Here is a 25,178-nt window from a genome sequence, read left to right as displayed (position 1 = left end):
CGGCTATGGCCGCAAGACAGTGACGACCGACGGGGGACGGATCGAGATCGAGGTGCCGCGTGATCGGGCCGGCAGTTTTGATCCGCAGCTTATCGCAAAATATCAGCGCCGTTTCCCCGGTTTTGATGACAAGATCATCTCGATGTACGCGCGCGGCATGAGTACCCGTGAGATCACCGGGCATCTGCGCGAACTGTACGGCATCGATGCCTCACCCGACCTGATCAGCACGATCACGGACGCTGTGCTGGAGGAGGTCACGGCCTGGCAGCAACGGCCGCTGGACCCAGCCTATCCGCTGGTTTTCTTCGATGCGATCCGGGTCAAGATCCGCGACGAAGGCATGGTCCGCAACAAGGCGATCCATATTGCCCTGGGCGTCATGGCCGACGGCACCAAGGTGGTCCTTGGCTTGTGGCTGGAGCAGAATGAAGGCGCCAAATTCTGGCTGCGCGTCATGAACGAACTGCGCAACCGCGGTGTCGAGGATATCATGCTGGCCGTCGTCGATGGCCTGAAGGGTTTTCCCGACGCCATCACCGCCGTCTTCCCCGAAGCGATGGTTCAAACATGCATCGTCCATCTGCTGCGGAACTCGATGGATTTCGTGGCGTGGAAAGACCGTAAGGCGCTCGGAACGGCCCTGAAGGCCATCTACCGTGCTGTCGATGCCGCGGCCGCCGAGGAAGCGCTAACGGCCTTCGAAGCGAGCTTCTGGGGGCAGCGCTATCCTGCCATCGGCCAGAGCTGGCGTCGGGCATGGCCCGAGGTCATCCCATTTTTCGCCTTCCCCGACGAAGTCAGGCGGATCGTCTACACCACCAATGCCATCGAGGCCTTGAACTCCAAGCTTCGTCGCGCTGTTCGTGCGCGGGGCCATTTCCCCAATGATGAGGCGGCCACCAAGCTGCTCTATCTGATCTTGAACCGATCGGAAAAAGAGTGGAAAATGCCGCCGCGCGAGTGGAACATGGCGAAGGCTCAATTTGCCGTTCTCTTCGGCGAACGCTTCATCAGGGCCATGACGGCCTGATGGTCAACCGCCTCGCCGCACACGAAATTCCTGACAGTCCCGTTGGATATGGCGGTGCGGCTGCGTCAGCCGCCTGAAGGCTGCATTTTCCACTCCGATCGCGGCAGCCAATATTGCTCTTATGATTATCAGAAAAAGCTGCAGGCCTATGGCCTGCGTCCATCTATGAGCGGCAAGGGAAATTGTTACGACAATGCCTCCGTCGAGACATTCTTCAAATCCCTGAAGGCCGAACTCATCTGGCGGCAGAATTGGCCAACCCGCCGGCAAGCTGAAGCCGCCATCTTCCAGTACATCAACGGCTTCTACAATTCCCGTCGCCGCCATTCATACCTGGGCGGCATCAGCCCACTCGCGTTCGAAGCCAAGGTGGCATAATGAGATAGGTGACCGGCGCAAAACCGTTACAAGTCCAGTGTGGCTTCCTTCGCCTTGATGCCCATCTTCCGGCTGATCGAGGCCCATGTCTTCGCCGCCGAGCGCGTGCGTGGCGACGACACCACCATGCCGGTCATGGTAAAGTGCGAGACCGATACCGGTCGATTATGGGATTACGTGCGGGATGACCGTCCATTTGGCGGCACCGATCCGCCGCGGGTGGTATTCTATTATCGTGCTGGCGGCGCGGCAAACATCCCCAGACGCATCTCGCGTCCTGGTCCGAGAGTCTGCAGGTAGATGCGTATTACTGGCTATTTCCAGCTCTGCGCTCCCAATCGTCGGCAGGTCTCATCCCGAAAGGGGGGTGCTACGCTCATGCCTGCGGAAAGATCATTGAATTTGCCTACGTTGAGGGTGCTGCGCGCAAGAAGAGCCGTGGCGAGTGAGCCGGTCCCATCTATCCGATACCGCTGGAGGCAGTGCAGAAGCTTGACGTCCTGTTTGACATTGAGCGAGGCATCAACAGCAAGGCCGCGGTGCGGTCCGACAGGAGCTATGCGCGCCTTTGACGGCCGAGTTGCACGATTGGCTGAAGGCCCAGCTTGCAGAGCTGTCGCGCAACCATGATTTCGCTAACCCCATCAACTATTTACTCCGGCGGTGGGACGCGCTCACGCATTTCCTCGCCGATGGGAGCAACGACGTCGGTCCCTAGGCCTGGCTCGCCGACGCCCTCGCCCGTATCGTCGGTCATCCGCCCAATCGGCTTGGCGATTTACTCCCGTGGAATTGGAAACCAACAGCGTTGAAGCTGTAGCCGTGGTCTCATAGCATCACCGCATGGAATTTGCCCCCAATCCGAAATGATCGAATTCTCCCTCTGCCGCTCTATCGACCAGGCAGGCGTACCGCTGACGATCAACATCGTCCGGCTTGACAACGAGCGGGGTTGTTCTCATGAGGTCGTCGACGAGCGCGGCACCTCGACGGTTTGGGACGGATCTTTCCGCGGTCCTCACCGGATGCGCACGGATGATCTGCCCTTCCTTGCAACATCTGCGATCCTCTTGAGTACTCCCACTCGGAGAAGGCGCAAAGCCGGTCAGCGGGACGCTACGCGGCTCGCAAGGCGAACCGATTTGCTATGTTCTGAGAAGACAGACGTTCCCCGATTATTGCTTTTGAGTTGCTGGACCCCGGAGGCTGCGTTGCCATGCGAGGTCCATTTCTCAAATTTCCCGCCGTGCCAGCATACCAGCGATGTAATCGGCTTGGCGGATGGCCAAAGCAACGATTGTTAAGGTCGGATTTTCCGCTGCGCTCGTTGTGAACTGGCTTCCATCACTGACGAACAGGTTCTTTACATCGTGTGACTGACCCCACCGATTGACTACGCCGTCCGCTGGTTTGTCGCTCATGCGGTTTGTCCCAAGATTGTGCGTCGACGGGTAAGGTGGTGTTTTGATCGTCTTGCGAGCGCCGACCGCTTCATAGATCGCCTGTCCTTGACGATAGGCATGATCGCGCATCGCCACGTCATTTGGATGATCGTCATAATGGACATTGGCGACCGGCATCCCGAACCGGTCCTTCACCGCATTGTTCAAGGTTACGCGGTTAGATGCGCGAGGCATGTCCTCTCCCACGATCCACATGCCGGCGAGATGGTCATATTGATCGATCACGCTCGTGAAATCGCGCCCCCAAGCGCCCGGATCAAGAAAAGCAGCGATGAAGGGGAGGCCCAGCGAAATGGTTTCCAGCTCATAGCCGCCCACGAAGCCGCGCTTCACGTCGTGACGGGCTTCATCGCGCACGATGCCGGCCATGACCGTCCCTCGATAGAAATGAACTGGTTCCTCGAAGACGCCATATACCGAGCCCGTCGTATGCCGCATGTAGTGGCGACCGACATGACCTGAATTATTTGCCAGGCCATCCTTGAAGAGATTGCTCTCTGAATTGAGCAGCAGACGGGGGCTTTCGATCGAATTTCCAGCCAGTGCAACGACCCGAGCCTTTTGCCGGTGAAGAACGCCCTCCTTATCGGCATAGACGACGCCAGTCACTTTTCCGGAGGCGTCATGTTCGATCCGAATGACCTGACTGTCAGGGCGAACCTCAAGCTTTCCAGTAGCCTCTCCCTTGGGAATTTCGGTGTAGAGGGTCGACCATTTTGCTCCGGATTTGCATCCTTGGAAACAGAAGCCGATCTGCTGGCAACTGCCACGCCCATCACGCGGCTGGCTGTTGATCGACATATTGCCGGTATGCACCTCGCGGTAGCCGATCTTGGTCGCACCTGCATGAAGCACTTTGAAATTGTTGTTTCCGGGTAACCGGGGAATGCCATTGGTACCTGTGGTGCCCATTTTGAATTCCGCCTTGGCGTACCAGGGTTCCATTTCAGCATGGTCGATCGGCCAGTCCAACAAATTGGCGTCCTTTACGGCGCCATAATGTGTCGAGGCCTTCCATTCATGTTCCTGGAAGCGAAGCGAGGCGCCTGCCCAGTGGGTCGTCGTCCCGCCGACGGCTTTGACGATCCACGCCGGTAATTCTGGAAAGTCCTTGGCGACACGCCACGTGCCCGACGTAGTACGGCGATCAGTCCAGGCAAGCTGACCGAAGCTCTCCCACTCGTCATTGATGAAATCGGAGATCTCGTACCGAGATCCTGCCTCAAGGCAGACGACGCCGATGCCTTTCTGAGCGAGTTCGTTGGATAGTGTTCCACCCCCTGCGCCAGATCCTATGACGACGACGACGCTGCCATCATTGAGGTCAAACTTAGCTGGCATGGGTATCTCCTGCGCTGGGCGCTTCGTTGGGGAGCCACTCGAGATCGTTGAAGCCGCGATGAAGATACCCACCCTTCTCGGCGGATGAGCCTTCATATCCGAACCGAGACCATAGATCGGACTGGTTATAAAGCGCGGTGATAAGGCCGGCGCGCATTTTAGAAAAGAAGGTGCTGCTCGAAATGGCATTCAGGACCGCCAATCGATCGGCGTCGAGGGTCAGTTTGGCATAGGGAAACTTTGAGCGTCTGACCGCCTCAGAATCGAGCATGGCTGCTCCTTCGGTGAGCAATTGTGCGGTCGCCGCGTCCTGGCTCAACTGCTCTGCGATGCTCGCGATCGCGTTACTGTAAAATTCGTCAGAAAGCCGGTCGTGCGGGTAGAGATCGCGCGCCATGCGCGTGAGCGTTGCTGATGCGACAATCGTCAGCGTCGTCGTCGCCGCGAATGCCGGTGCGCCGACGATGGTGGGCGCTCCGGCGACCAGCGCGGCCACGCCAATGAAACTGCGGCGACTTACAACGTCGATTCTGTCGATTGTCCGCATGCTCTTCGTCCTTGGGTGAGATGGGTCATGATTTCACATAAAAACGGGCGCAAGCATGATGCCCGCGCCCGCAACGGCATCAGAAGATCACCTTCAACGTTGCGCCGTAGGTGCGCGGCAGAGCAGCGATTCGGTAAGTACCCGTTACCTGGGTCAAGATCGCCTCGTTATATTTCTTGTCGAACAGATTGTTGACATACCAACCCAGCTCGAACCGCTCGCCGGGAGGGGTGATGGTGCCTGTGAGGTTGGCCGTCGTGAACGCCTTCTGCATGTCATAACGCAGCGGACCGCCGCCGCCGGGCTGGAAATAATATTTGGTTGTGTAACGGGCAGTCGCAGTGATCGAGGCCGACCAGTCGCCCGGCAGGTCAACGTCATAGGTCGCGCCGCCATTGGCGGTGAAATCAGGTGAGTTGGTGGTCGGGAAGTCCTTGAGATCCTGAGTGGTCGTGATCCAAGACCCGCCGACCACCGTGTAGGCAGCCGCGCTCGGATAGGAGGAATAGCGCGAATGCAGATAATTTGCCCCAACGTTGATGGAGAAGGCGCGCGTAAGGGCGAACTGGGCGTCGGCCTCCAAGCCCCACACTTTAACCCCGGCGGCATTCTGCTGGAAGAGACCGCCCGTGGCAGTGTCAACGAAGGCCACCTGAACATCCTTCCAGTTATAATGGAACGCCGCAAGGTTCAGGCGAAGACGCCGGTCGATCAGACTAAACTTGGCGCCGGCCTCGAAGGACTCGATCTTTTCGGGCTTAAGTGCGGGCTGGAGTCCGAAGGTTGGCGCATTGAATCCGCCGCTCTTGAAGCCCTTGTTGTAGCTCACATAATAGTTGGCAACGTCATTTTCGTAAGCGAGCACGACGCGCGGCGTGAAGTTTTTGAACTTGGCGCGATGTTCGAATGACAGCGGCGCTCCGGGTGCGATTAGGGCCACATCCGCATTACTATCCACGCTATGGAATTTCTTGTCTATGCTGTAGCGGCCGCCTACGGTTAGGGTGAAGCCCGGAGCGAACTTCCAATAGGCTTCCCCATAGGCCGCGTAGGAATTTAGCGAATTGTGGTTATCGAACACCGGCATGAGCGGTCCAAACGCCAAGCCGGAAATTGCGCCGATATATTGAGCATCCTGATGTTCGTAGAACAGGCCGGCGGCGAAATTGATTGGGCCATCAAAGGTGGTCGATGCGCGCAGTTCGTTTGTGAATGTCGCATCGTAGAATGTGCGCTTGCTAGGGTCTTGATTACAGAACTGAACGAATACAGGATATTCATTGTCCTGATCGGCGCAGGTCTGACGCTCTACCTGCCGAAAGCCGAACACGTTGCTTACCTGGAACGTGTCCGTTTCATATTTGAGCTGGAGGTTCGCCGTGTAGACCTTGGCGTCGAGCTCACCCGGAGCCACCGGGCTTTGCTTGGTCTCATAGAAGCCAAGGCCCGATGGCGCACCGGTTGCGTCATACACCTGCTGGCGAAGCAGCTGCCCATTGCTCTTGCCATACTCGCCCTTGGCAACGACCGAGAATTCTTCCGTGGGTTGCCATAGCGCCTTTACGCGAATGAGGCCCCGCTCAAAGCCGCCGTGCTTTTTCCCGTCAACGACATTTTTGATATAATCGCCGCGCCATTCGTAGCCCCCGGCAATGCGCAAGGCGAAGGTGGTCCCGAGTGGAAGATTGACCACGCCGTCAACCGTTCGACTTCCCAGATTGCCGATGCCTCCTTTCAGATAGCCCTCGAAGCTAGCCAACTTGGGATTAGCTGTAGTGATCACGAGAGCTCCGCCCGTCGCGTTGCGCCCGTAGAGAGTGCCCTGTGGCCCTTTGAGAATTTGGATCTGCTGGAGATCCAAAAGCTGGGAGGTGGCGCCGAGCTGCGACTGGATATATTGATCGTCTATATAGAGAGCGACGCTGCCCTCCAATCCCTGACCGGAAAAGCCCGTGCCGACGCCGCGGATATAGGGCGTTGCAGCACCGTTGTCGCTGGGGAAGGTAACTGCGGTTGTAGTGAACTGAAGATTCTGCACTTCGGTCACGCCTTGGCGCTCGAGATCGGATTGCGAAAGTGCGGTAACGCTGATCGGAACGTCCTTCAGACTTTCGGAACGACGCTGTGCCGTAACAACGATGTCCTGAAGGCCGACATTGTCCTGGTTTGCGTCCGTTTGATCCTGCGCCAACGCGGCGCCCGACACCGTAAAAGCCAATAGCGAGATCGTGTATTTAAGGTGTTTCATTTCAATCCTCCCCGTACTCACATTAATGGTTGAATAGTTGCTCGAATATTATCTTACGCTCGAGAAGCACGATCTTATTTCTTGGGTGAATAGATCCGGCTGTTCAAAAGCGGGAAAATGCCCGCCTCTGGGTAATTCATTCCAGTGAATGATATTGGAGTAATATTTTTCCGCAAGGCGTCTCGTCGCCAACAGATTTTCCTTCGGAAAAATGCTGCAGCCGATGGGGATTTCGATTTTCGACGGGCCGTAGGCCGCGGCCGAGGTTTCCCAGTAAAGGCGCGCCGACGACGCACCGCTGTTCGTCAGCCAATAGAGCATGATATTGTCGAGCAACTCATCATAGCTGAAGACAGAGAGCGGATCGCCGGCACAGTCGGACCAGGCACGCATTTTCTCATATATCCAGGCGGCCTGTCCCACCGGGGAATCCGCCAGCCCATAACCGAGCGTCTGCGGCCGCGTCGACTGGATCGCGGCATAGCCCGATTCTGCCGATGTGAAACGTACAAGAGCCTCCAGAGCTGCTTTGTGATCCTCGTCCTCCGGCGTGACAGAGGTATCGAACGGTATGACGAGCACCTGATTGAGATGAACGGCACGTAGACTGGCCGGCGCCATACGCGCGAGCGCAACCGTAACGATGGAGCCCCAGTCGCCGCCCTGTGCGACATAATGCCCATAGCCCAGGCGATCCATCAACTCATTCCAAGCGGACGCGATCCTTTCGCACTGCCAGCCTGGCGTTACCGGCTTGCCGGAGAAGCCGTAGCCCGGGAGGCAGGGGATGACGAGATGGAAAGCATCACGCTTGTCGCCCCCGAAGCGCTCGGGCTCGGTGAGCGGACCGATGACCTTGTGGAACTCGATTATCGATCCTGGCCAACCATGCGTCAGCAGCAGGGGCATCGCCTCGGGATGGGGAGAGCGTATATGGAGGAAACGGATGTCGATCCCGTCAATCCGTGTTTCCAGCAGGCCCCAATCGTTCAACATCGCCTCGCACCGGCGCCAGTCATAATGATCGCGCCAATATTCGACGAGCGATTTCATCTGACCCAACGGTACGCCTTGCGACCAATCCGGGACGGTCTCCGCATCGGGCCACCGGACATCCTTAAGCCTGACCTTGAGAGTTTGGAGCGCGGCCTCAGAAATCGAAATGGGGAATGGGCTGATATCTAACATCAAATGCTTCTCAATGGTGTACGTTTAAGGCACGTTCGGTCTGTCCGATGCCCGGGTTGAAATGGTTGCAGGGGTCGAGATTGCGGTAATGCGCCTTGAGCGCGGCTTTAGCCTCGTAAATATGCCCAACATTGTGTTCGGCGGGATATTCCGCGCCGCGCTGTTCAAGCAACGCTAGCAGCGCCTCCTTGACCGGAGCAGCGGGATGGCCTTTGCGGATCACATAATCCTGGTGGAAGACGTGGCAGAAGAAATGCCCGTAATAGAGCTTGTGCGAAAGGCTCGCGGTGACCGCCTCGGGAAGTTGTTCAAACCAGTCATGATCATTGCGCCGAAGGGCGATATCGAGTGCGACGACATCTTCGATCGCGTTTGCGTCTAGCGCGTGGAGTCTGACGGCGGCGCCTGCGACCGCGAACCGGTGCAGGAATGCCGCCTCCGCCTCCTCAGACGTGCATTCAAAATAGTCGGCTTTGCCGTCCGGAAAGGCGCGCTGAAGATACTCGCTCGTTTCTTCGATTGCTTCGTCTCCGACCTTGAGGAGGAGATGATGCTCGAAACGATCGCGAAAATGGCGGATCCGGCGCGGCAGATGTTCAGGGAAGGCGCGCCCGACCGCCTGAAGTAAATGATCCGCAGCACGGGATGAAACAAATGGTAAGCATCTGGCGATGCGATCGACCATAGCCTTTAAGGCAAAGAGATGGGGCAGCCGCTTCGTCCCAAGATATTTGATCGCCAGGAACGTGTCTTTGCCGTAGCGCGCGGCCAAGTCGAAGGCCTCGCGATGGAGATATTCGCCTGCGATCGGCAACGTCGTGAAACTGGAAAGGATGTGCCGCCGGATCCGTGTTAGTTCCGACGTTGCGTTCGTCCCGATGTAGAAAACCGAAGTCCGTTTTGGTTTCGCGAAACTATCCACCCGAACCGCGAAAACAACCATCTTGCCGGCGCTGCCCGACGCTTCGAACAGGCGCTCGGGATTGGCGTTAAATCGAGCCGGGGTTGGGGCGTCGACGAGGCGCACCTGGTGCGCATAATCCCGGTCGGAGGCAGCGGCATCCATGCCTTCGGTCATGCTGTCGCGAATGTCACCGGCCTCGACCATCGAGAGCGCAGCTTCCGGGTCATCGGGCAAAGCAACGCCAAGATGGTTCACCAGCCTCAGGACGCCATCGGCGCCAACCTGCCCATACAAGGAAAGTTCGGTGTAGGCGGGGCCGCGCTGCACCAGCGCCCCGCCTGAATTGTTGCATATGCCGCCGATCACCGACGCGCCGAGACAGGAGGACCCGATCACGGAATGCGGCTCGCGGCCTACCTTATCGAGAGCTGATTCAAGCTCGTATAAAGTGGTGCCGGGCAGCGCAATCGCCTGAGCGCCCCCGCGCATCAGCCGCACGCCCTTGAGGCGCATCATATTGATCAGGATGACTTCCCGATCATAAGCGCCCGTGGGCGTGGCGCCGCCTGTGAGGCTTGTATTGGCGGCCTGCATGATGACGATGCGGCGGGCCGCGACGCACGCGCGCACCGACCGCCACAACTGCACGAGCGATCCGGGAATGATGACCGCAAGTACATCACAATGAGTTCCGCGGAACCCGGTCGTGAAGCGCCGTGCGGCGCCAGCGCCCGTGAGCACGGCGCGCCGCCCTACGATCGAGCGCAATTCTCCGATAAGCTCGCCGGCAGGCGAGCTGTCGGGGCGACCAAATGTGGAACGTCGGTCTAGCATAGAACTGTCATAGGGAAGGGGCATTGCGCCCCCTCCTCGTTGCGGGTAGCATGTTAGAGGCCGAACAGCTTTAACGCTGTGCCGCCGACGATTTTGCGGACGTCGTCCTCGGAGGGAACATTGTCCATGACCTCCTTTAGCGAGGCCCAGCCGCAACCATAGACGCTTTCCGGATGAGGATAGTCCATTGCCCACATCACGCGATCAGCACCAATTTTGTCAAGCATCTGAAGCCCGATTGGATCTGACATAAATGTGGCGTAACAATTCTCATGCCAATAGTGGCTCGGGCGATGTTTGATCGCGGGGTCGAGTTCGTTGCGGAAGGTGTCGTAGATCATGTCTGCGCTCTGCAGCGCGCCTGGGATCCAGTTGATATCGGCTTCGGCAAAGATGACGCGCAGCTTAGGATGGCGATCGAAAATCCCTCCAAAAATGAGCTCGCCGAGACTTTTGCGGAACGGACCGAAACTGACGAACATCGTCAATCCCACGCCGCCCGGTCCATCTGCTGCGAATTCGCCTACATGATAGTAGACGGGAAGACCGCTATCTTCGATGGCTTGCCACATCGGTTCCCAATCCGGGCTGCAGTAGCTGAGGGGCTGGCGGTCCGCGCCGTAAGGGTTCTGAGGCAGCAGAAGGGTCTTGATCCCGAGCGCCTTGAGCTGGGCGATCGACTCTGCTGTCTTAGTGGGTTCCCAGAAATTTATCAGACCTACGCCGTAGAAGCGGCCCGGCGCCTTATCCTGAAGCTCACCTAGATACTCATTATAGATCTTGAAGGCCCATTCACGCACCTCAAGATCGGGATAGGCGTAGAATACGCCAACGGCGTTGGTGAAGACTATCTCCTTTTCGACACCTTCAATATCCAGATCCCGCAGCCGCGGCTCGAGCCGGTGATTTCCCGGTAGCGAGTCATAGGTGCCCAAGACCGTGGTACCGCTGTTGTTGAACAGGCTCTTGTTATCGACCTCAAACACGAAGGCGCCATTGGGCTCTTGGCGAACGCGCGGCGCACGATCCTTCAGATGTTCGGGAAAGCGCTCGTAGAAAATATCGTCGGCCACAGACCAATGGTTGTCTGAAGACACCACGACGCTCCCGGCCGGCAGCTTGATATTGCCCGCTGGTTGCGGCTTGCGCTCAAGAGGCGGCGCGAGGTTTTCAAAAAGGTTTGGCGTGGGAAGTAGTTCGACACCCATTTTATTTCTCCTTGCCCAATGATTCGAGGCAGTATCAGCGCATCATGTTGTGATTGTCAGGCGGCTCTGTTCGGTTGGTCTGTGAAGCCCCATCGCATTCCCAGACAGTCCTGAGGATCGGTCAGAACCAAATGTTCCGTATCCGCCTCCAGCCCGACCCCGCACTGCGCCAGATGATTTCTTGCAGCGGCTAGGTCCGCGACCTCAAATGTCACACTATGGTAGACGTCCTTCTGCTCCAAGCCGCTCAGCCCAAATGGCTTGCGGCGGAACTCGGCCATGGCTTGAGAGGAATCGTCCAGCGGCACGGTATATTCGAGCACAACGCCGTTCAGATCGAACCATGTACTATCCGTATTAAGCGCCGCATTATGCGTCTGTTTGAACTCCGATCCACCCATCGCCCTCACGAACCGGCGCGCTCTCTCCAAATCGTCAGTCAGAATCGTGTGGTGCGCCGTGCGAACGACCGTGAGAGGACCCGCGCTTTCATATTCTGGCGGCGTATAATGTTGAATCAATCTCGGATCCTCGAACGCTTCGCCGAAAACGTCGCCGAGCGGCTGGTCCATCATCAGGAGGAGCATGGTCATCCCCGCGTCTGCGGGCTCTGTAACGAGCCAGTGAATGCCCGGCATCGCCTCCGATGTCGCCTGGGACACCTCGCGCACCTCCTCGCCCGCTTGGCTATAAACCCTAATTCCAGCCTTGAGACAGGCTGCCAGCGCCGCGGCGGGATCGCGCATAAGCCAGGCCAGCTCGCTTAACCTATTAAGAGAGCGGGTCGGATCGCTCATATGAAAATTGTACAAACGTGGATCGATCGCGTCGAACCAGAGATCGGCGATCCAGGTGTAGAGCGAATAGTCGAGGGGATAGGCCTCGTCATATTTAAGTGCCGGCGAACTCGTATATGTCCGCTGGAACGTGCTTTTCACGCCGAACACGCGCTCGAAAAATTTCGCTACTTCTTCCCTGCTTTCCGTCAAAAAAGTTGGGTGATACAGCGTATTAATAATCGGCAGATCGCCACGGCTCGCTGGCTCGCTCATCCTGCTCCACTCTGTATTATTAGTGAACTGGCACCCAGTGTAGTTTAGTGGCCAAACCGTCGCAACAAATGAAAACCTGCAGATTACGCCACTTCCAGATTTGCCCGCATCGCGCCAGACATGGGAATTAAGTCGTTGAAACGGAAGTGTATTGTTATGAACCCCTCTTTGGTCGAGATCGCGGCTGGTTGCTCAACAGATCGTTCATACCTAGTACGGCACCTTCATGAACCTTCGTTCATAACCGTGAATCGTCGCTCGGCGATCTAAGGTTCGCGGTGCCCAGTCCGGGGCAACCGCTTGCGTCAAGACTAGGGCGCCGTCTCATTACGCATTGCACGAGAGGCTATGCAGACGACCTTGATCGCCGCCAGATAGTTGGCCGCATCCTTATTCTGTCGGGTGACGATGGTACGGAATTGCTTGATCTGATTGAAAAAGCGCTCGACGAGACTACGCTGGCAATAAAGCCAGGAGGAGAACCCGAAGCGCTGTTTACGGTTCTATTGATTGGGATTGTTGACCCAGATGTTCCTGGCGGCCGCAGCCTTGGGCATTGCGGTGCTGTCATAACCCTTGGCCCAGCCGGTTGGCATCGTCGGGAGCAGCCTCAATTAAGGCTTCGGCTTCGCACGCATCGTGGACCTGTCCTCCCGTCAGTCGCAAGCTGACGGTACGTCTATCAGCATCGACAAGAGCGTGGAGCTCTGTTGTAACGCCGCGTCGGGAACGTCCCATGCCATGATCTCCAGGCTCCCCTTTTTCCCCGCCGCACCGTGCAGGCGGACGCGCATGCAGGCGGAATCGATCATCAGAAGTTCCCCGTTGAAGCCAGTGGAAACCGCCGCCAACAGACGGTCCCACACACCGGCCTTCCGCCAACGGACGAAGCGGTTGTAGCAGGTCGTCGAGGGACCGTACCGCTCTGGAATCTCGGCCCACGGCGCACCGGAACGGAAACGCCACAGGATGCCGTTCAAAACCCGCCGATCATCCACCCGGGGCACACCGCGCAGCTTGTTGGGCAGCAGCGGCTCAATGATGACCCATTCCTTATCCGTCAACTCGTATCGCCGCCGCGCCATAAGCCCTGCGCTTCCGAATGTCCCAAGGATCACGATGAAGTCGACAGCTCAATAGGATTTATGAGTTCGCGCCCCAGTCCTCTGCGCGCGCGCGGCGCAGAAAGCGGAGAATTTGTTCCGCCATGATCTTTGCCTGGGATGTCAGACCCGCGTTCAAGCATTTCCCGTCGGCATCAAAAACGGGCTCGGCGGTGTTCACCGCGATTCCCATGGGCGTCGGCCATCCTCTGAGAGAGTGCGTGACAGCACGCAGCGCGACCAATGTTCCGTTGGCGCCTTGCCAGCCAGCGCCCGTGGCAATGCAGCCCACCGGCATCATGTCTAAATACACTCGTGCATCACGGGACAGGTCCTCGGTGTAGTCGAGAGCGTTCTTCACTAGCCCGGAAATGCCGCCATGGTAGCCCGGCGAGCCGATCACCACCGCGTCGGCATCGCGAAGAGCTTCGATGAGTTGAGAGGCCTCGTTGGTCCTCTCAGTTGTTTCCGGAGCATAATGTGGCAGGTTTAGCTCGCCCCCCGTGAACTGCAGTGTCCTGGCTCCAAGGCTGCTCGCATTATCGAGCACCAGGCGAATGACACGCTCGGTGGAAGACTGTGGCCGCAGGGTGCCGCCCAGCCCAACAATGAGAGGCGCCTGCGCACCCAGTTCTGAGCCGGTCTCAAATGGCATATCACCTCACTATGAATCAAATGAACCAGGATTCGCACCACGCAATGAGACGAAATCCGAGAATGTCACGTGGATATAACCTTTGCCTTTCCAACACTCAAATAGATTATGAACCACAAGTCACTTTATTGTGGGAAGCTCGACCTCGCTTTCCTCCACAAAGAGCACGCGGATGGCGGAGCGATCGAACAGCCGCTCTTCGTCGGCGGACAATTCGCGTTCGAGTTCGGGATCTTCCGCCATACGGCGAAACATGGTGTCCCGATCCTCGACTGTGTCGAAATAGACTTCGGTGATGCAGTCTACCGCCCCAAGGGCGCCGGTCGCGCGGCCTGCTTCGCCCGTGCAGTAGTTGCGTATATGCCGCTTCATTTCCGGAAACAGGCGCATCCCCAGCGGATAATGGAAATTTTCGTAGTAGGCTATAAAATCCCCCACGCTCATCCCCTCGCGCTTTTTCAGCAACGCGATCACCTTTACCATCGACATTCTCCCATTGTTCGGTCTCTCACCAACCTTCAGCGCAAGTGGGTAGGTTCAGCATCCAGGATGATGGTTTTAGACTCGAGGAATGGGAGAAGGCCATCGCGACCGCCCTCTCTACCGATGCCTGATTGCTTGAAGCCCCCAAAGCCGATCGAGAAGTCGCTGCGGAAGTCGTTTTGGCCGACGGTGCCGGTACGCAGTCGCCGGGAAATACCGTAGGCGCGCTCGACATCATTCGTGAAGACGGACCCGTTGAGGCCGAAATCGGATGCATTGGCGATACGCACCGCGTCGTCCTCGTCGTTCGCTTGTATGACGCAAACCACGGGCCCGAAAATCTCCTCCCGCGCGATCGTCATGTTATTGGTGACGCGGGCAAAGACCGTGGGCTCGAAGTAATAACCTAGATCCAAATGAGCGGGTCTGCCGCCCCCTGCCGCTATGACGCCGCCTTGCCTCCGACCTTCCTCGATATAAGCCTCGACCCGGGCGCGTTGCCGCGCCATCGCCAGCGGCCCCATTTCGCTTTCGTCCGCGAATGGATCGCCTACACGAATTTTACCGAACTCGGCGGCGAGGGCCTCGACGAACGTCTCGTGACGATTCCCTGGTACAATGATCCGCGTCAGCGCGGCGCATACCTGGCCGGTCATGTAGGTAGTGGCCGAAGCGATCTTTTTCGCCGCGTCCCCGATATCATAGTCGTCAAGCACGATGGCAGCCGACTTGCCCCCCAGTTCGAGCGTGCACCTTGCGACCCTCTCTCCACAGATCGAGGCGATTTTCTTGCCCGCACCGCTCGACCCGGTGAAGGTGACCTTGTCGATGGACGCGTGGCGGACCAGCGATTCCGACACCTCGCGATCCGCGGTCAGAACATTCAGAACGCCGCGGGGCAGGCCGATGGTCTGGGCGATTTCGGCCAGCAGATAGGCTGCGCCGGGCGCCTCGGGCGCTGCCTTGAGGACGATTGTGCATCCGGCGAGCAGAGCGGGCGCGATCTTGTAGGCGGCAAGGAGCAGCGGACCGTTCCACGGAATAATCGCCGCCACGACCCCCACGGGCTCGCGTGTCAGCAATCCCACGGCTCCCCCCGTCCGGGTTTCTTTTCTCTCCTCGAACGGGAACGTCTCGGCCAGCGCCGCATAATCGCAAAAAATGCTGGCGGCCACTGGCGTCGCGGCTTTGCTGGCGGAGTGCAATATGCCCATTTCACTCGTCCAGATGAGTGACAGATCGGCCGTTCGGCGTTCGATCTCGTCCGCCATCGCCCGGAGATAGGCGGCGCGATCCGCATGTGAGAGCAGCGGCCATGGACCTTCATCAAATGCCCTGCGCGCGGCGTTCACGGCATATTCCATGTCCGTTGCATGTGCGGCGGGAACTTGAAGAAAGAGCTTCTCGGTCGCCGGATTGACGACGTCGAACCGGTCGGTGGTAGTCGGCGTCTTCCATTCTCCGTCGATAAAGAAGCGATCTCCATGGTTGAGTATGGACGTCATCGTCTGTCACTTCCTCCCCGCACTGTGGATGGTCTCTTGCAAGGCTGCGATCGCCCTCCGCAGCCGGACCTGATGCGCCGCCTCTACAGGATCGTGATCCGGATTTGGAGTCAATTACGAATCATCAATCAGAATTATTCCAGATCGTCCCGTAGTCCAGAATTGGGCATCCGAAGAGCCGAAATCGGCCGAGATCACGAAAAGAAGTAGTATCTGACAATGCAGCTCACGAAACATGCGCCTTGCCTTTCCGCTGGAAAATCAAGAAGTCCAGGATTATTGAATAGTAGTTCATATATATGGCGTGATGGAGGGAGAGGGTTTTGGGAGCTCGCACGCGTATAATCTGCCTGGCCGCGTTTCTGGCGATTTCGGCTGGCGCCTCGATAATCGGCTTGGGTTTTCGCGAGGCGGGAAAAGCCGACTTCGCCGTCGAGCGCCCTCTCTCCGCCGCAGCGCAATCCGCGCGTCTCAAGCTGCTTGATGGTCGGGAAGGGGATGACTGGCCCGCTTATGGCAGAACTTATGGCGAGCAACATTATAGTCCCCTCGATCAGATCAACGCGGGGACCGTCAAGCAGCTGGGACTGGCGTGGTATTATGATCTTCCGCCCGGCAATCCCTTGAGCAACCCGATCGAGGTCGATGGCAAGCTGTTCACATCGACGGGCTATAGCGTCGTGCGCGCGTTTGACGCCGTGAGCGGAAAGCTGTTGTGGACCTTCGATCCCGAAGCGGCCGCGAAGGCCGGGGAACGGCTTCGCCAAGGCTGGGGATCGCGCGGCCTCGCCTGGTGGAACGGAAAAATCTATGTCGGCACCCAGGATGGCCGGTTGATAGCCATCGACGCGGCAACAGGCAAAGCGCTTTGGAGCAGCCAGACGACGGAGCCGGGAGACGACCGCTTTATCTCCGGCGCGCCTCGCGTTCTGGACGGCAAGGTGATCATCGGACATGGCGGCGCCGACGCGGCGAGAACGAGAGGATATGTCACCGCCTATGATGCCGAGACAGGGCGGCAACTCTGGCGTTTCTTCACCGTACCGGGTGATCCGGCAAAGGGTTTTGAAGACGAGGCCCAGGCGATGAGCGCGAAAACCTGGTCGGGGCAATGGTGGAAGAATGGCGGCGGGGGCACCGTCTGGAACGCCATGACTTACGACTCTGAAACGAATAGTGTTTTCCTGGGCACGGGCAATGGCGCGCCCTGGAATTATAAAGCGAGAAGCGAGGGCAAGGGGGACAATCTCTTTCTATGCTCGATCGTGGCCCTCGATGCCGATACGGGCCGCTATAAATGGCATTATCAGGTAAATCCGGCCGAAAATTGGGACTATAACGCCAGCCAGGACATGCAGTTGGCCGATATGAAGATCGGTTCTGTCCGCCGCAAGGTTCTCGTGCAGGCGCCTAAGAACGGCTTTCTCTACGTTCTTGATCGCGCCACGGGGGAACTGCTTTCGGCCGACCGCTATGCGGCCAAGATCACATGGGCGTCTCACATCGATCCGCACAGTGGAAGGCCGGTCGAGAACCCCGCCGCCCGTGTCCCGGGCAATGCGCGTTTCGACATGTGGCCCTCATCGCTGGGCGCACATAGCTGGCTCCCATCCTCCCTCAGCCCGCAGACCGGATATGTCTACATCCCCGTGATCGAATATGGCATGCGCTATAGTCAGGTTGCACCTTTCAGCTGGAAGGCGGGAAATCAGATAAGCGGCGGCATGAACATGGACGCCATTCCGGGAGCGCGGGGATCAAGCACGTTGCTTGCTTGGGATCCCGCTTCCCGCAAACCTGTTTGGCGGATACATACGTCAGGCCTCTATGGCGGCGGGGTGCTTTCGACAGGCGGCAATCTCGTCTTCCAGGGACAGACCGACGGCAAGTTTCATGCCTTTGATGCGCGCACGGGAAAGGAGCTTTGGTCCTTCGACGCCAAGTCTCCCGTGCTCGCGCCACCCATTTCCTATCGGGTCGGAGGGCGGCAATATGTCACCGTGATCACGGGTATGGGCGCATCCATGGGCGTCATGAACAGCGCTATCTCCGGTGACCGCACTTTCGACTATCGTCAGCAAAGCCGCAGGGTTTTGACATTTGCCCTGGGAGAGACGGCGCGCCTGCCGGAAGCGCAAGCGGTCGAAACCGGATTTGCGGAGGACCCGGACTATCGGGAGAACCCGCAGAGCGCGGCGCGAGGACTCAAAGTCTATAATCACTGTGTTGTCTGTCACGGCGGAGCGCTGATGACGACCGGAACCGCGCCGGACCTGCGGCGATCCGCAGTGCCGCCCTCCTCCGAGGCCTTCTCCAAGATCGTCCATGCCGGCGCGCTTGCGTCTGTCGGCATGCCCAGATTTCAGGAGCTCACGGAGCGGGAGCTCGAGGATTTGCGACAATATATCCGTTCTGTTGCCGCAGCCGCTCGAAAGGCCGGTGTACGACCATCGCCCGTCGATCCGCAGGCGAGGTAGGTCGGGATGGCGTTGACCAGCGACAATACGCGTAACGAGGCCGGACTGGTCGTGACAGCACTCACCCGGTTTCCACTCGTGCATTCCGATGACGATCTTGCATCTCTCATCGTCACGTCTCTCGAATCCTCCGGGGGTGCGCTGCTGGAGGGAGACGTGGTTGTCCTGGCCCAGAAAATCGTCTCGAAAGCAGAGGGTCGCCTCGTTGTTCTCGATAGCGTCTCCCCTTCGGCCGAAGCGACCGCTCTTGCGAACCGCGTGGCGAAGGACCCGCGGCTTGTCGAACTCGTGCTCCAGGAATCGTCCGAGGTGTTGCGGGCAAAGAAAGGGGTTCTCATCGTTCGACACCGACTTGGCTTCGTTCTGGCCAATGCCGGTATCGATAAGTCCAATATCGATCATCGCGGGCAAGCGGCGGCGCTCCTTCTTCCGCGCGACCCGGACGCCAGCGCCCGGCGATTGCGCGATGCGCTCATGGTCCTAAGCGGTGTCAGAGTGGCGGTCGTCATCATCGATAGTCTGGGCCGGGCTTGGCGTCAGGGGACGACAGGCACAGCCATAGGAGTGGCGGGCATGCCGGGCCTGCTCGATTTGAGGGGGCGTGAGGATCTCTATGGCCGCAGGCTTGAGACCAGTGAACTTGGATTTGCAGACGAGGTTGCGGCGGCTGCCTCGCTGCTCATGGGACAGTCAGGGGAGGGCCGACCCGTGGTGATCGTGCGTGGACTTGCCTACGACAAGCATGATGGCGCCGCGTCGGATCTGATCCGACCGCTCGACATGGATCTCTTCCAATGATTCTCGCACTTGCTGGCGGCGTCGGGGGGGCTCGTCTCGCCAATGGACTGGTCGCCGTCCTGCCCGACGACCAGCTCACCATCGTTGTTAATACGGGCGATGACTCTGAACATCTTGGGCTTAGCATTTCACCTGACCTTGATACGGTCTGCTACACTCTGGCAGGCATCAACAACCTCGACCAGGGCTGGGGCATCGCAAACGAAAGCTGGTCGCTCATGGGAGCGATTGAGCGATTGGGCGGCGACACCTGGTTCCGTCTTGGAGACCAGGATGTCGCAACGCATTTGATGCGAACGATGATGCTGCGCGACGCCCCTCTATCGGCGGTGACGAGTTTTATTGCCGGAAGGTTAGGCATTAATCACCGGATAGTGCCCATGAGCGATGATCCGGTTCGCTCGATGATAGAGACTGACCAAGGTGTCCTGGCGTTTCAGGACTATTTTGTCCGCCATCCCGCCGAGCCTCGATTTCTCTCGATACGCCTGGAGGGTGTGGAATGCGCAAAACCTTCGCCGGCGCTGTTGGACGGTCTGGAAAATCCCGATCTTCAGGCCGTCATCATTTGTCCCTCAAACCCTGTCCTCAGCATCACGCCCATATTGGCAGTGGGCGGTGTTCGCGAGAGACTGATGGCGTCATCCGCGCCCGTCGTCGCCGTTTCTCCGTTCATTGACGGGCGGGCTGTAAAAGGTCCGGCAGCAAAGATCATGATCGAGCTTGGTCGTGCGACGACGACCGAGGGAGTGATCGAATATTATGATGGGCTGCTCGACGGAATCCTGGTCCATAGCGAAGAAAGCCGTGGCCTGACCGCCGAGGGTGTTGCGGTGTGGTCCTGCAATACACTCATGGCCTCGGACGCCGATCAGCAGCGGCTGGCGCGAGAAAGCCTGGCTTTCGCTTCGAGCCTGCGGTGAGTCCCTGCCATATCCTCCTCCCGGTACGTCCGCCCGAGGAGGGCAAGACGCGCCTTTCGGGCATCTTTGATGCGGACTACCGCAAGACGCTGAACTGGAGATTCTTCCGGAACTGTCTCGATATCGCCTGTCAGCTGGTCGATGCATCGCGATGCATCGTCGTGAGCCGTTCGCTGGCTGTTCGCGATGAGGCCGAGCGTCGCGGCGCCATTTCCCTGCAGGAGGATGGAAGCGATCTTAACCTCGCCCTTACCCAGGCCGCGGCGTTCGGCCGGGATCGCGGCGCGAGCGCGGTCTTGTCCCTGAGCTGTGATCTGCCACTCCTCGACAAGAATGATCTCGACGTCATGCTGCAGGTGTCCCGCGAAGCGGATGTGGTCATAGCACCGGACCGTCATCGCAAGGGCACGAACGCCCTGCTTGTTCGCCCGCCTTTGGCCATCCCGTATCTTTACGGGGCGTCCAGCCTGGGCGCGCACCTGACGGCCGCCCGCAAGGCGGGCCTGTCTGCATCTGTCTTCTATCGGCGAGGTCTCGCGACTGACATTGATCTGCCGAACGACACCCCCCTCATGCCCGTGGAATTCCTCGGATATTGAGCTTGGCACGGGAAAGTGAGTGGGGGGAAGGCACCATAAGGCTTGTTGAGGAGAGAAGGTATGGCTGACTTGCAGACCCGGGATTTGCCGATCCTGCCGCCGATCATCGTGGAGAACGCGAATGAGGCGAACTGGGACGCGGAAACGGATGTCGCAATCGTGGGATTTGGCGGGGCCGGGGCGTGCGCCGCCCTCGAAGCGCACGAGAATGGCGCTAAGGTAATGATACTCGATCGCTTCGCCGGTGGAGGCGCGACGCGATTTAGCGGAGGCGTGATCTATGCCGGCGGCGGCACGCGGATTCAGCGCGAAGCGGGCGTAGAGGATACGCCTGAGGAGATGGCCAGATATCTTCGGCTGGAGGTGGGTGATGCAGTATCCCCCGACCTTTTGCGCCGCTATTGTGAGGGCAGTCGCGCCGAACTCGAATGGCTCATGAAACAAGGCGTTCCGTTCGATAGCAGCTTCTACAAAGAAAAGACGGTCTATCCACCGGAGGGATATTTCCTGCAATATTCTGGAAATGAGAAGTCGCCGGCGTTCGCCTCGGTGGCGAAGCCCGCCGCGCGCGGGCATCGCACCGTGGGCACAGGATTCTCCGGTTACGTCTTCTACGACAGGCTGCGCGAGGCAGTCGAACGGGCGGGCATCAAGATCCTTGAACATAGTCCGGTCACCCGCCTCGTCATGGATGCAGCCGGCCGTGTCATCGGGATCGAGGCCCGGTCGCTGGATCAGAACCGGCGGCGGCTTCATCAAAAGCTCTTTGCCAAGGTTGATCCCATGACGCCGTTCAACGCAGGCCCTGCTGCGCGATCTTCCCGCGAGACCGCCAGACTGGAGCAGGACCATGCCCACGCAATTCGTATTCGGGCTCGAAAGGGGGTCGTGCTGGCGACTGGCGGGTTCTCCCATAATCTGGATATGCTGAAGGAGAATGTCCCGTTCATAGCATCCAACATAAGAGCGACGATGCGAATGGCGTCCCTTGGATGCAATGGATCGGGGCATCGTCTGGGCTTGTCGGCGGGCGGACGGACGAGAGGGATGGACCGCGTTTATCTGGGAAGAGTGATGGCGCCGCCCGCTCCTTATCTGCGCGGGATAATGGTCAATCGTTCGGGCGAGCGTTTCTGCAGCGAAGACGCCTATAATTCTATTCTGGGGGCGGCGATCCTGGCGCAGCCCGAGGGCGCGGCATGGCTCATCCTCAATGCGCGCGATCTGCACGCGGCCGTGCGCCAATGCCTTTTGAGCGGCTGGGCGACATTTCGCTATTTCGGCGGCGCCGCGCTTCTCAACCTGCTCTTCGGGCGCACCCGCCGCGCGCGCTCGATTGGAGCGTTGGGCGGCAAGATCGGTTTGGATCCCGCCGCGCTCGAAAACAGCGTCGCGCGCTACAATCAAACGATGGGAGCGGGCGATGCCTTCGGGAAGCTCCCGGAAAATCGCGTCCCCATCGAGGGTGCTTCCTTTTATGCGGTCAATTTCTCGATCGCCAACATATTCGCCTTTAGCCAGCTGTTCACAATTGGGGGCCTCCTGGTGGACGAGGATAGCGGGCAGGTCCTCGGGCAGGGAGACGAACCGGTTCAGGGACTCTATGCAGCGGGCAGGACTGCCTTTGGCCTGTGCTCGAACCAATATGTAAGCGGTCTGTCGATTGGCGATTGCGTTTTTTCCGGCCGGCGCGCCGGCCGGCATGCGGCCAGCACCAGTTGATCTCCTCTGCCACAGCTCCGGCCTTTGCGACGGGCAGGCCGGGGGCTGGACTGAGCCGATCTGCGCCTTCAGCTTTCCCTGTATGGCGCACTCGGGCATGTAGGATGCGCGGTCGCCGATCGGGACCGGAAGGTGAAGGCCGGCCCGGATTTCGCTCTGGCGCCTGCCAACCCAAGTCATCACATTCCCGCCGAACCCTATCCCGCCAGTTGGGGAAGCGCGAACTGTGCGTTCACGCCTCCGTCGATCACCAATGTGCTACCAGTGCAATAAGCCGCCTCGTCCGACGCGAGATACAGACAGCCATAGGCGATTTCTTCGGGCGCGGCGGCCCGGGCGAGGGGGCACAGCCCCTTCGCGACCTCGCTATCACGAAAATGATCGATGACCTCGGCAATCATGGGCGTGTCGATCGCGCCGGGAGCCAGGCAGTTGGTGCGAATTTTATCCTTGGCATAGGTAACCGCCATGGACTGGACGAGGCTGATCAGCGCCGCCTTGGCCGCGCCGTAGCTATGGCAGTCGGTCATGCCACGCAGCGCTCCATTGCTGCCGATCATGACTATTGCGCCGCCGCCCGCGTCGCGCATGTGGGGGATAACCGCGCGCGCGATCAGATAGGCCGCATCAAGATTTATGCCGATGACCTCCCGCCATTTGTCCGGAGTGGTTTGGTCGATCGCCCGCATCGATCCGGGACTTGTCTGTTCCCAACTATAGCCCACGCCGGCGGCGTGAATGAGAATGTCGATGCGGCCGAACCGGGCGATTGCTTCCGCGACGGCCCGATCTGCTCCATCGTCGGTAACCAGATCCGCCGCGATGATCATGCCTGGCCGCCCCCGCGCTCGGATCGGCGCCATGGTCTCCTCAAGAGAAGATCTGGTGCGGCCAACCCCGATGACGGTTGCGCCATTTTCGGAGAAGAGGTTCATACAGGCGCGGCCTACACCACTTCCGGCCCCGGTTATGAGGGCAATCTTGTCTTTCAGTCGCTCCACGGCTCGTCATTCCTGTCTGGTTGGAAAAAATGGATGCTTTAGGCGGGCTCGATTTTCCCCGGGGGCAGTCCCAGCGGAACGGGGATGCTCTCGGGGCTGTGGCGATATCCCGTCTGCGAGAGCATATGTACGGTCACGTCCATAGGCCCCAGGCGCTCGTGCGCGTGGAACACCCGGCGATATCCCGTGTGACGGATGAGCCAGCGCCCGTCGACCCTGACGTAGCGATCCTCGTACAGCGCGGTCCCGAAGATACGAGTGGCCGTCGTCAGATCCATGTCATCGTCCCAAAGATACCAGCTCCCCAGAGCTTCATGTTCGCCGATGATGTCGATCCGCGGATGATGGCCAAGATGGATCGCAATGAAGCGGCTGTGGAGAGTCTTGCCGATGAACTCGATGAAACGGTCGGCGCCGCGCAGCTCCACCTCGAAATGACCGCCGGCAAAGTCCGTCGTCAGATCGTCATGTAGCAAAGCCCTGAGGCCCGCCATGTCACCCGTATCTACGCAATTGAGATATCGGTATTTCAGCTCCCTGATCGCCTCGATGTCCTTGAGGACGCGCACGTCCTTTTTCAGTTGTTCGAACTCATCCTCGTTGATCATGCGACACCTGCCTTCTTGGATGTTCACAGCCGCGACGCCGACATCCCCGCGCCTCGGACTTTAACGAAACATGCTGTTCTCGACCGTTACGCCCTCGTCGAAGACGGTGTCTGGCGAGGAAGCGACGATCTCGCGCACGAGCATGTCATAGGCGGAGGTGACCGGGGTCAATGGGCCGGGCGACATGAGGTCCTCGGCCACCGCCTGCCAAGCACCGGCGCTATCGTCGCGCGCGTGAACGAAGGGGCGCATGGCGAAGGCGATCCGCGTGGCGTGGCCACCTCCCACCTCAAACAGTTCATTGTTAACCCGGGTTTCGGGATGGACGAGCCATGCGACGAAAGCCGCGACACGTTCGGGCTGAAAATCGCGCTCCATGATTCGCGATATCCTGGGATCCTCTATCCCGTCGCTCATCCGCGTCCAGGCAATCGGCATGATACAGTTCACGGCGATGCCCAGATCCGCGGCCTCGAGCGCCAACGATCGCGAGAAACCGAAGATGGCGCCCTTTGCGGCGCTGTAGCTGGTTAGCCATTTGTTCCCCATCATGCCGTTTGAGGCGATATTGACGATCTTTGCCGCATCGGACCGCCGCAAATGCTGCCAAGCGGCCCTGCACATGCCGACCGTGCTGCGCAAATGGATGTCGAAGAGCCCATGCCATTCCTCCGCCGAGCTCGCCTCGAAAAGGGCGCCACTGACCGCCCCTGCATTGTTGATCAGTATGTCCAGCCGGCCAAAGGCGTCGATGGCGGCCTCAACGATCTCCGAGGCCTGTGTGACGGCATTGCCGCGATGGGCGGTGGCTTGGCCACCCGCCGCGATGATGTCATCGACTGTTGCTTGCGCTGAGCCTGCATTTGCGCCGCTGCCGTCCGCCGCCGTGCCGAGGTCGTTAACGACCAACTTGCATCCCAGCGATGCCAGTTCCATCGCATAGGCGCGGCCGAGCCCTCGTCCCGCACCGGTAACGATCGCGACCCGACCGTTCAAATTGAGATGCTCATCCACATTGGCCTCCATCCTCTGCGTGCCAGGCGGGCGCGATTGCCCCCCCCCAGGCTTCCAAATCCGCTCGAAGGCCTGTTCCACGGCCTTCGATTGA

At 59.0% G+C, this 25,178-nt stretch carries 19 protein-coding genes and 3 pseudogenes; 8 read left to right on the top strand and 14 right to left on the bottom strand.

All coding sequences use genetic code 11. From position 1 onward, the window contains the following. From DM806_RS01915 to DM806_RS01905, 3 genes and pseudogenes are all read left to right on the top strand, one after another. Window positions 1-1,033: IS256 family transposase (locus DM806_RS01915; protein WP_179041586.1), on the top strand; the 1,033-nt coding region annotated here is incomplete at its 5' end. Window positions 1,034-1,075: 42 nt separating this feature from the next. Next, a pseudogene (locus tag DM806_RS01910) lies at window positions 1,076-1,411 on the top strand (IS3 family transposase); the annotation flags it as partial. Between the two features lie 42 nt (window positions 1,412-1,453). After that, window positions 1,454-2,231, top strand: a pseudogene (locus DM806_RS01905) (IS66 family transposase); the annotation flags it as partial. Window positions 2,232-2,643: 412 nt separating this feature from the next. Here the strand turns inward: DM806_RS01905 and DM806_RS01900 are convergent. From DM806_RS01900 to DM806_RS01850, 11 genes and pseudogenes are all read right to left on the bottom strand, one after another. Then, window positions 2,644-4,215 (bottom strand): GMC family oxidoreductase, encoded by a 1,572-nt coding sequence (locus DM806_RS01900; RefSeq protein ID WP_179041585.1) that lies wholly within the window; start codon window positions 4,213-4,215, stop codon window positions 2,644-2,646. After that, window positions 4,205-4,762, bottom strand: coding sequence for a gluconate 2-dehydrogenase subunit 3 family protein (locus DM806_RS01895; RefSeq protein ID WP_179041584.1), 558 nt, complete (start codon window positions 4,760-4,762; stop codon window positions 4,205-4,207). The genes DM806_RS01900 and DM806_RS01895 overlap by 11 nt, the downstream gene beginning before the upstream one ends. A gap of 79 nt (window positions 4,763-4,841) precedes the next feature. Then, window positions 4,842-7,010 (bottom strand): TonB-dependent receptor, encoded by a 2,169-nt coding sequence (locus DM806_RS01890; protein ID WP_179041583.1) that lies wholly within the window; start codon window positions 7,008-7,010, stop codon window positions 4,842-4,844. A 48-nt stretch (window positions 7,011-7,058) separates the two neighbouring features. Beyond that, entirely contained in the window at window positions 7,059-8,198 is a 1,140-nt protein-coding gene (locus DM806_RS01885) for an epoxide hydrolase family protein (protein WP_179041582.1), read from the bottom strand. Between the two features lie 10 nt (window positions 8,199-8,208). Next, on the bottom strand, window positions 8,209-9,936 hold the full coding sequence (gene dld / locus DM806_RS01880) for a D-lactate dehydrogenase (protein WP_179041588.1): 1,728 nt from the start codon (window positions 9,934-9,936) through the stop codon (window positions 8,209-8,211). A 53-nt stretch (window positions 9,937-9,989) separates the two neighbouring features. Continuing rightward, entirely contained in the window at window positions 9,990-11,144 is a 1,155-nt protein-coding gene (locus tag DM806_RS01875; RefSeq protein WP_179041581.1) for an amidohydrolase family protein, read from the bottom strand. 56 nt (window positions 11,145-11,200) lie between these two features. After that, complete coding sequence (locus DM806_RS01870; protein ID WP_179041580.1) at window positions 11,201-12,196, bottom strand: VOC family protein; 996 nt, start codon at window positions 12,194-12,196, stop codon at window positions 11,201-11,203. A 311-nt stretch (window positions 12,197-12,507) separates the two neighbouring features. Continuing rightward, window positions 12,508-13,281 (bottom strand): annotated as a pseudogene (locus DM806_RS01865) (IS5 family transposase). 58 nt (window positions 13,282-13,339) lie between these two features. Beyond that, window positions 13,340-13,954 carry an NADPH-dependent FMN reductase gene (locus DM806_RS01860; RefSeq protein WP_179041579.1) on the bottom strand — a complete coding sequence of 205 codons (615 nt, stop codon included), beginning with the start codon at window positions 13,952-13,954 and terminating at the stop codon, window positions 13,340-13,342. Window positions 13,955-14,074: 120 nt separating this feature from the next. Next, window positions 14,075-14,437 (bottom strand): EthD domain-containing protein, encoded by a 363-nt coding sequence (locus DM806_RS01855; protein ID WP_179041578.1) that lies wholly within the window; start codon window positions 14,435-14,437, stop codon window positions 14,075-14,077. A 35-nt stretch (window positions 14,438-14,472) separates the two neighbouring features. After that, window positions 14,473-15,942, bottom strand: a complete 1,470-nt coding sequence (locus DM806_RS01850; RefSeq protein ID WP_179041577.1) for an aldehyde dehydrogenase — start codon at window positions 15,940-15,942, stop codon at window positions 14,473-14,475. A 323-nt stretch (window positions 15,943-16,265) separates the two neighbouring features. Between DM806_RS01850 and DM806_RS01845 the strand changes: the two genes are divergently transcribed. From DM806_RS01845 to DM806_RS01825, 5 genes are all read left to right on the top strand, one after another. After that, on the top strand, window positions 16,266-18,419 hold the full coding sequence (locus DM806_RS01845; protein ID WP_218647299.1) for a PQQ-dependent dehydrogenase, methanol/ethanol family: 2,154 nt from the start codon (window positions 16,266-16,268) through the stop codon (window positions 18,417-18,419). Window positions 18,420-18,425: 6 nt separating this feature from the next. After that, window positions 18,426-19,217 (top strand): coenzyme F420-0:L-glutamate ligase, encoded by a 792-nt coding sequence (gene cofE / locus DM806_RS01840; protein WP_179041576.1) that lies wholly within the window; start codon window positions 18,426-18,428, stop codon window positions 19,215-19,217. Then, window positions 19,214-20,140 carry a 2-phospho-L-lactate transferase gene (cofD, locus tag DM806_RS01835; RefSeq protein ID WP_179041575.1) on the top strand — a complete coding sequence of 309 codons (927 nt, stop codon included), beginning with the start codon at window positions 19,214-19,216 and terminating at the stop codon, window positions 20,138-20,140. The genes cofE and cofD overlap by 4 nt, the downstream gene beginning before the upstream one ends. Continuing rightward, window positions 20,137-20,739, top strand: a complete 603-nt coding sequence (cofC, locus tag DM806_RS01830) for a 2-phospho-L-lactate guanylyltransferase (RefSeq protein WP_179041574.1) — start codon at window positions 20,137-20,139, stop codon at window positions 20,737-20,739. Before cofD ends, cofC begins: the two co-directional genes overlap by 4 nt. Window positions 20,740-20,823: 84 nt before the next feature. Next, window positions 20,824-22,461, top strand: a complete 1,638-nt coding sequence (locus tag DM806_RS01825) for an FAD-binding protein (protein ID WP_179041573.1) — start codon at window positions 20,824-20,826, stop codon at window positions 22,459-22,461. A gap of 197 nt (window positions 22,462-22,658) precedes the next feature. On the opposite strand, the gene DM806_RS01820 is transcribed toward DM806_RS01825, so the two are convergent. The 3 genes from DM806_RS01820 to DM806_RS01810 are packed head-to-tail and all read right to left on the bottom strand — an operon-like array spanning window position 22,659 to window position 25,084. Next, window positions 22,659-23,462 carry an SDR family NAD(P)-dependent oxidoreductase gene (locus DM806_RS01820; protein WP_179041572.1) on the bottom strand — a complete coding sequence of 268 codons (804 nt, stop codon included), beginning with the start codon at window positions 23,460-23,462 and terminating at the stop codon, window positions 22,659-22,661. A gap of 38 nt (window positions 23,463-23,500) precedes the next feature. Further along, complete coding sequence (locus DM806_RS01815) at window positions 23,501-24,070, bottom strand: nuclear transport factor 2 family protein (protein WP_179041571.1); 570 nt, start codon at window positions 24,068-24,070, stop codon at window positions 23,501-23,503. A gap of 60 nt (window positions 24,071-24,130) precedes the next feature. Continuing rightward, entirely contained in the window at window positions 24,131-25,084 is a 954-nt protein-coding gene (locus DM806_RS01810) for an SDR family NAD(P)-dependent oxidoreductase (protein WP_179041570.1), read from the bottom strand. Window positions 25,085-25,178: the final 94 nt, after the last annotated feature.

It is taken from the genome of Sphingobium lactosutens (assembly GCF_013393185.1).
GTDB classification, from domain to species: Bacteria; Pseudomonadota; Alphaproteobacteria; order Sphingomonadales; family Sphingomonadaceae; genus Sphingobium; species Sphingobium lactosutens_A.
This window is presented reverse-complemented; position numbering and strand designations above follow the sequence as displayed.

Coding starts and splice junctions, on each gene's coding strand:
- DM806_RS01900 (WP_179041585.1), bottom strand. CDS start 4,215: ATGCCAGCTAAGTTTGACCTCAATGATGGCAGCGTCGTCGTCGTCATA.
- DM806_RS01895 (WP_179041584.1), bottom strand. CDS start 4,762: ATGCGGACAATCGACAGAATCGACGTTGTAAGTCGCCGCAGTTTCATT.
- DM806_RS01890 (WP_179041583.1), bottom strand. CDS start 7,010: ATGAAACACCTTAAATACACGATCTCGCTATTGGCTTTTACGGTGTCG.
- DM806_RS01885 (WP_179041582.1), bottom strand. CDS start 8,198: ATGTTAGATATCAGCCCATTCCCCATTTCGATTTCTGAGGCCGCGCTC.
- dld (WP_179041588.1), bottom strand. CDS start 9,936: ATGCTAGACCGACGTTCCACATTTGGTCGCCCCGACAGCTCGCCTGCC.
- DM806_RS01875 (WP_179041581.1), bottom strand. CDS start 11,144: ATGGGTGTCGAACTACTTCCCACGCCAAACCTTTTTGAAAACCTCGCG.
- DM806_RS01870 (WP_179041580.1), bottom strand. CDS start 12,196: ATGAGCGAGCCAGCGAGCCGTGGCGATCTGCCGATTATTAATACGCTG.
- DM806_RS01860 (WP_179041579.1), bottom strand. CDS start 13,954: ATGCCATTTGAGACCGGCTCAGAACTGGGTGCGCAGGCGCCTCTCATT.
- DM806_RS01855 (WP_179041578.1), bottom strand. CDS start 14,437: ATGGTAAAGGTGATCGCGTTGCTGAAAAAGCGCGAGGGGATGAGCGTG.
- DM806_RS01850 (WP_179041577.1), bottom strand. CDS start 15,942: ATGACGTCCATACTCAACCATGGAGATCGCTTCTTTATCGACGGAGAA.
- cofE (WP_179041576.1), top strand. CDS start 18,426: ATGGCGTTGACCAGCGACAATACGCGTAACGAGGCCGGACTGGTCGTG.
- cofD (WP_179041575.1), top strand. CDS start 19,214: ATGATTCTCGCACTTGCTGGCGGCGTCGGGGGGGCTCGTCTCGCCAAT.
- DM806_RS01815 (WP_179041571.1), bottom strand. CDS start 24,070: ATGATCAACGAGGATGAGTTCGAACAACTGAAAAAGGACGTGCGCGTC.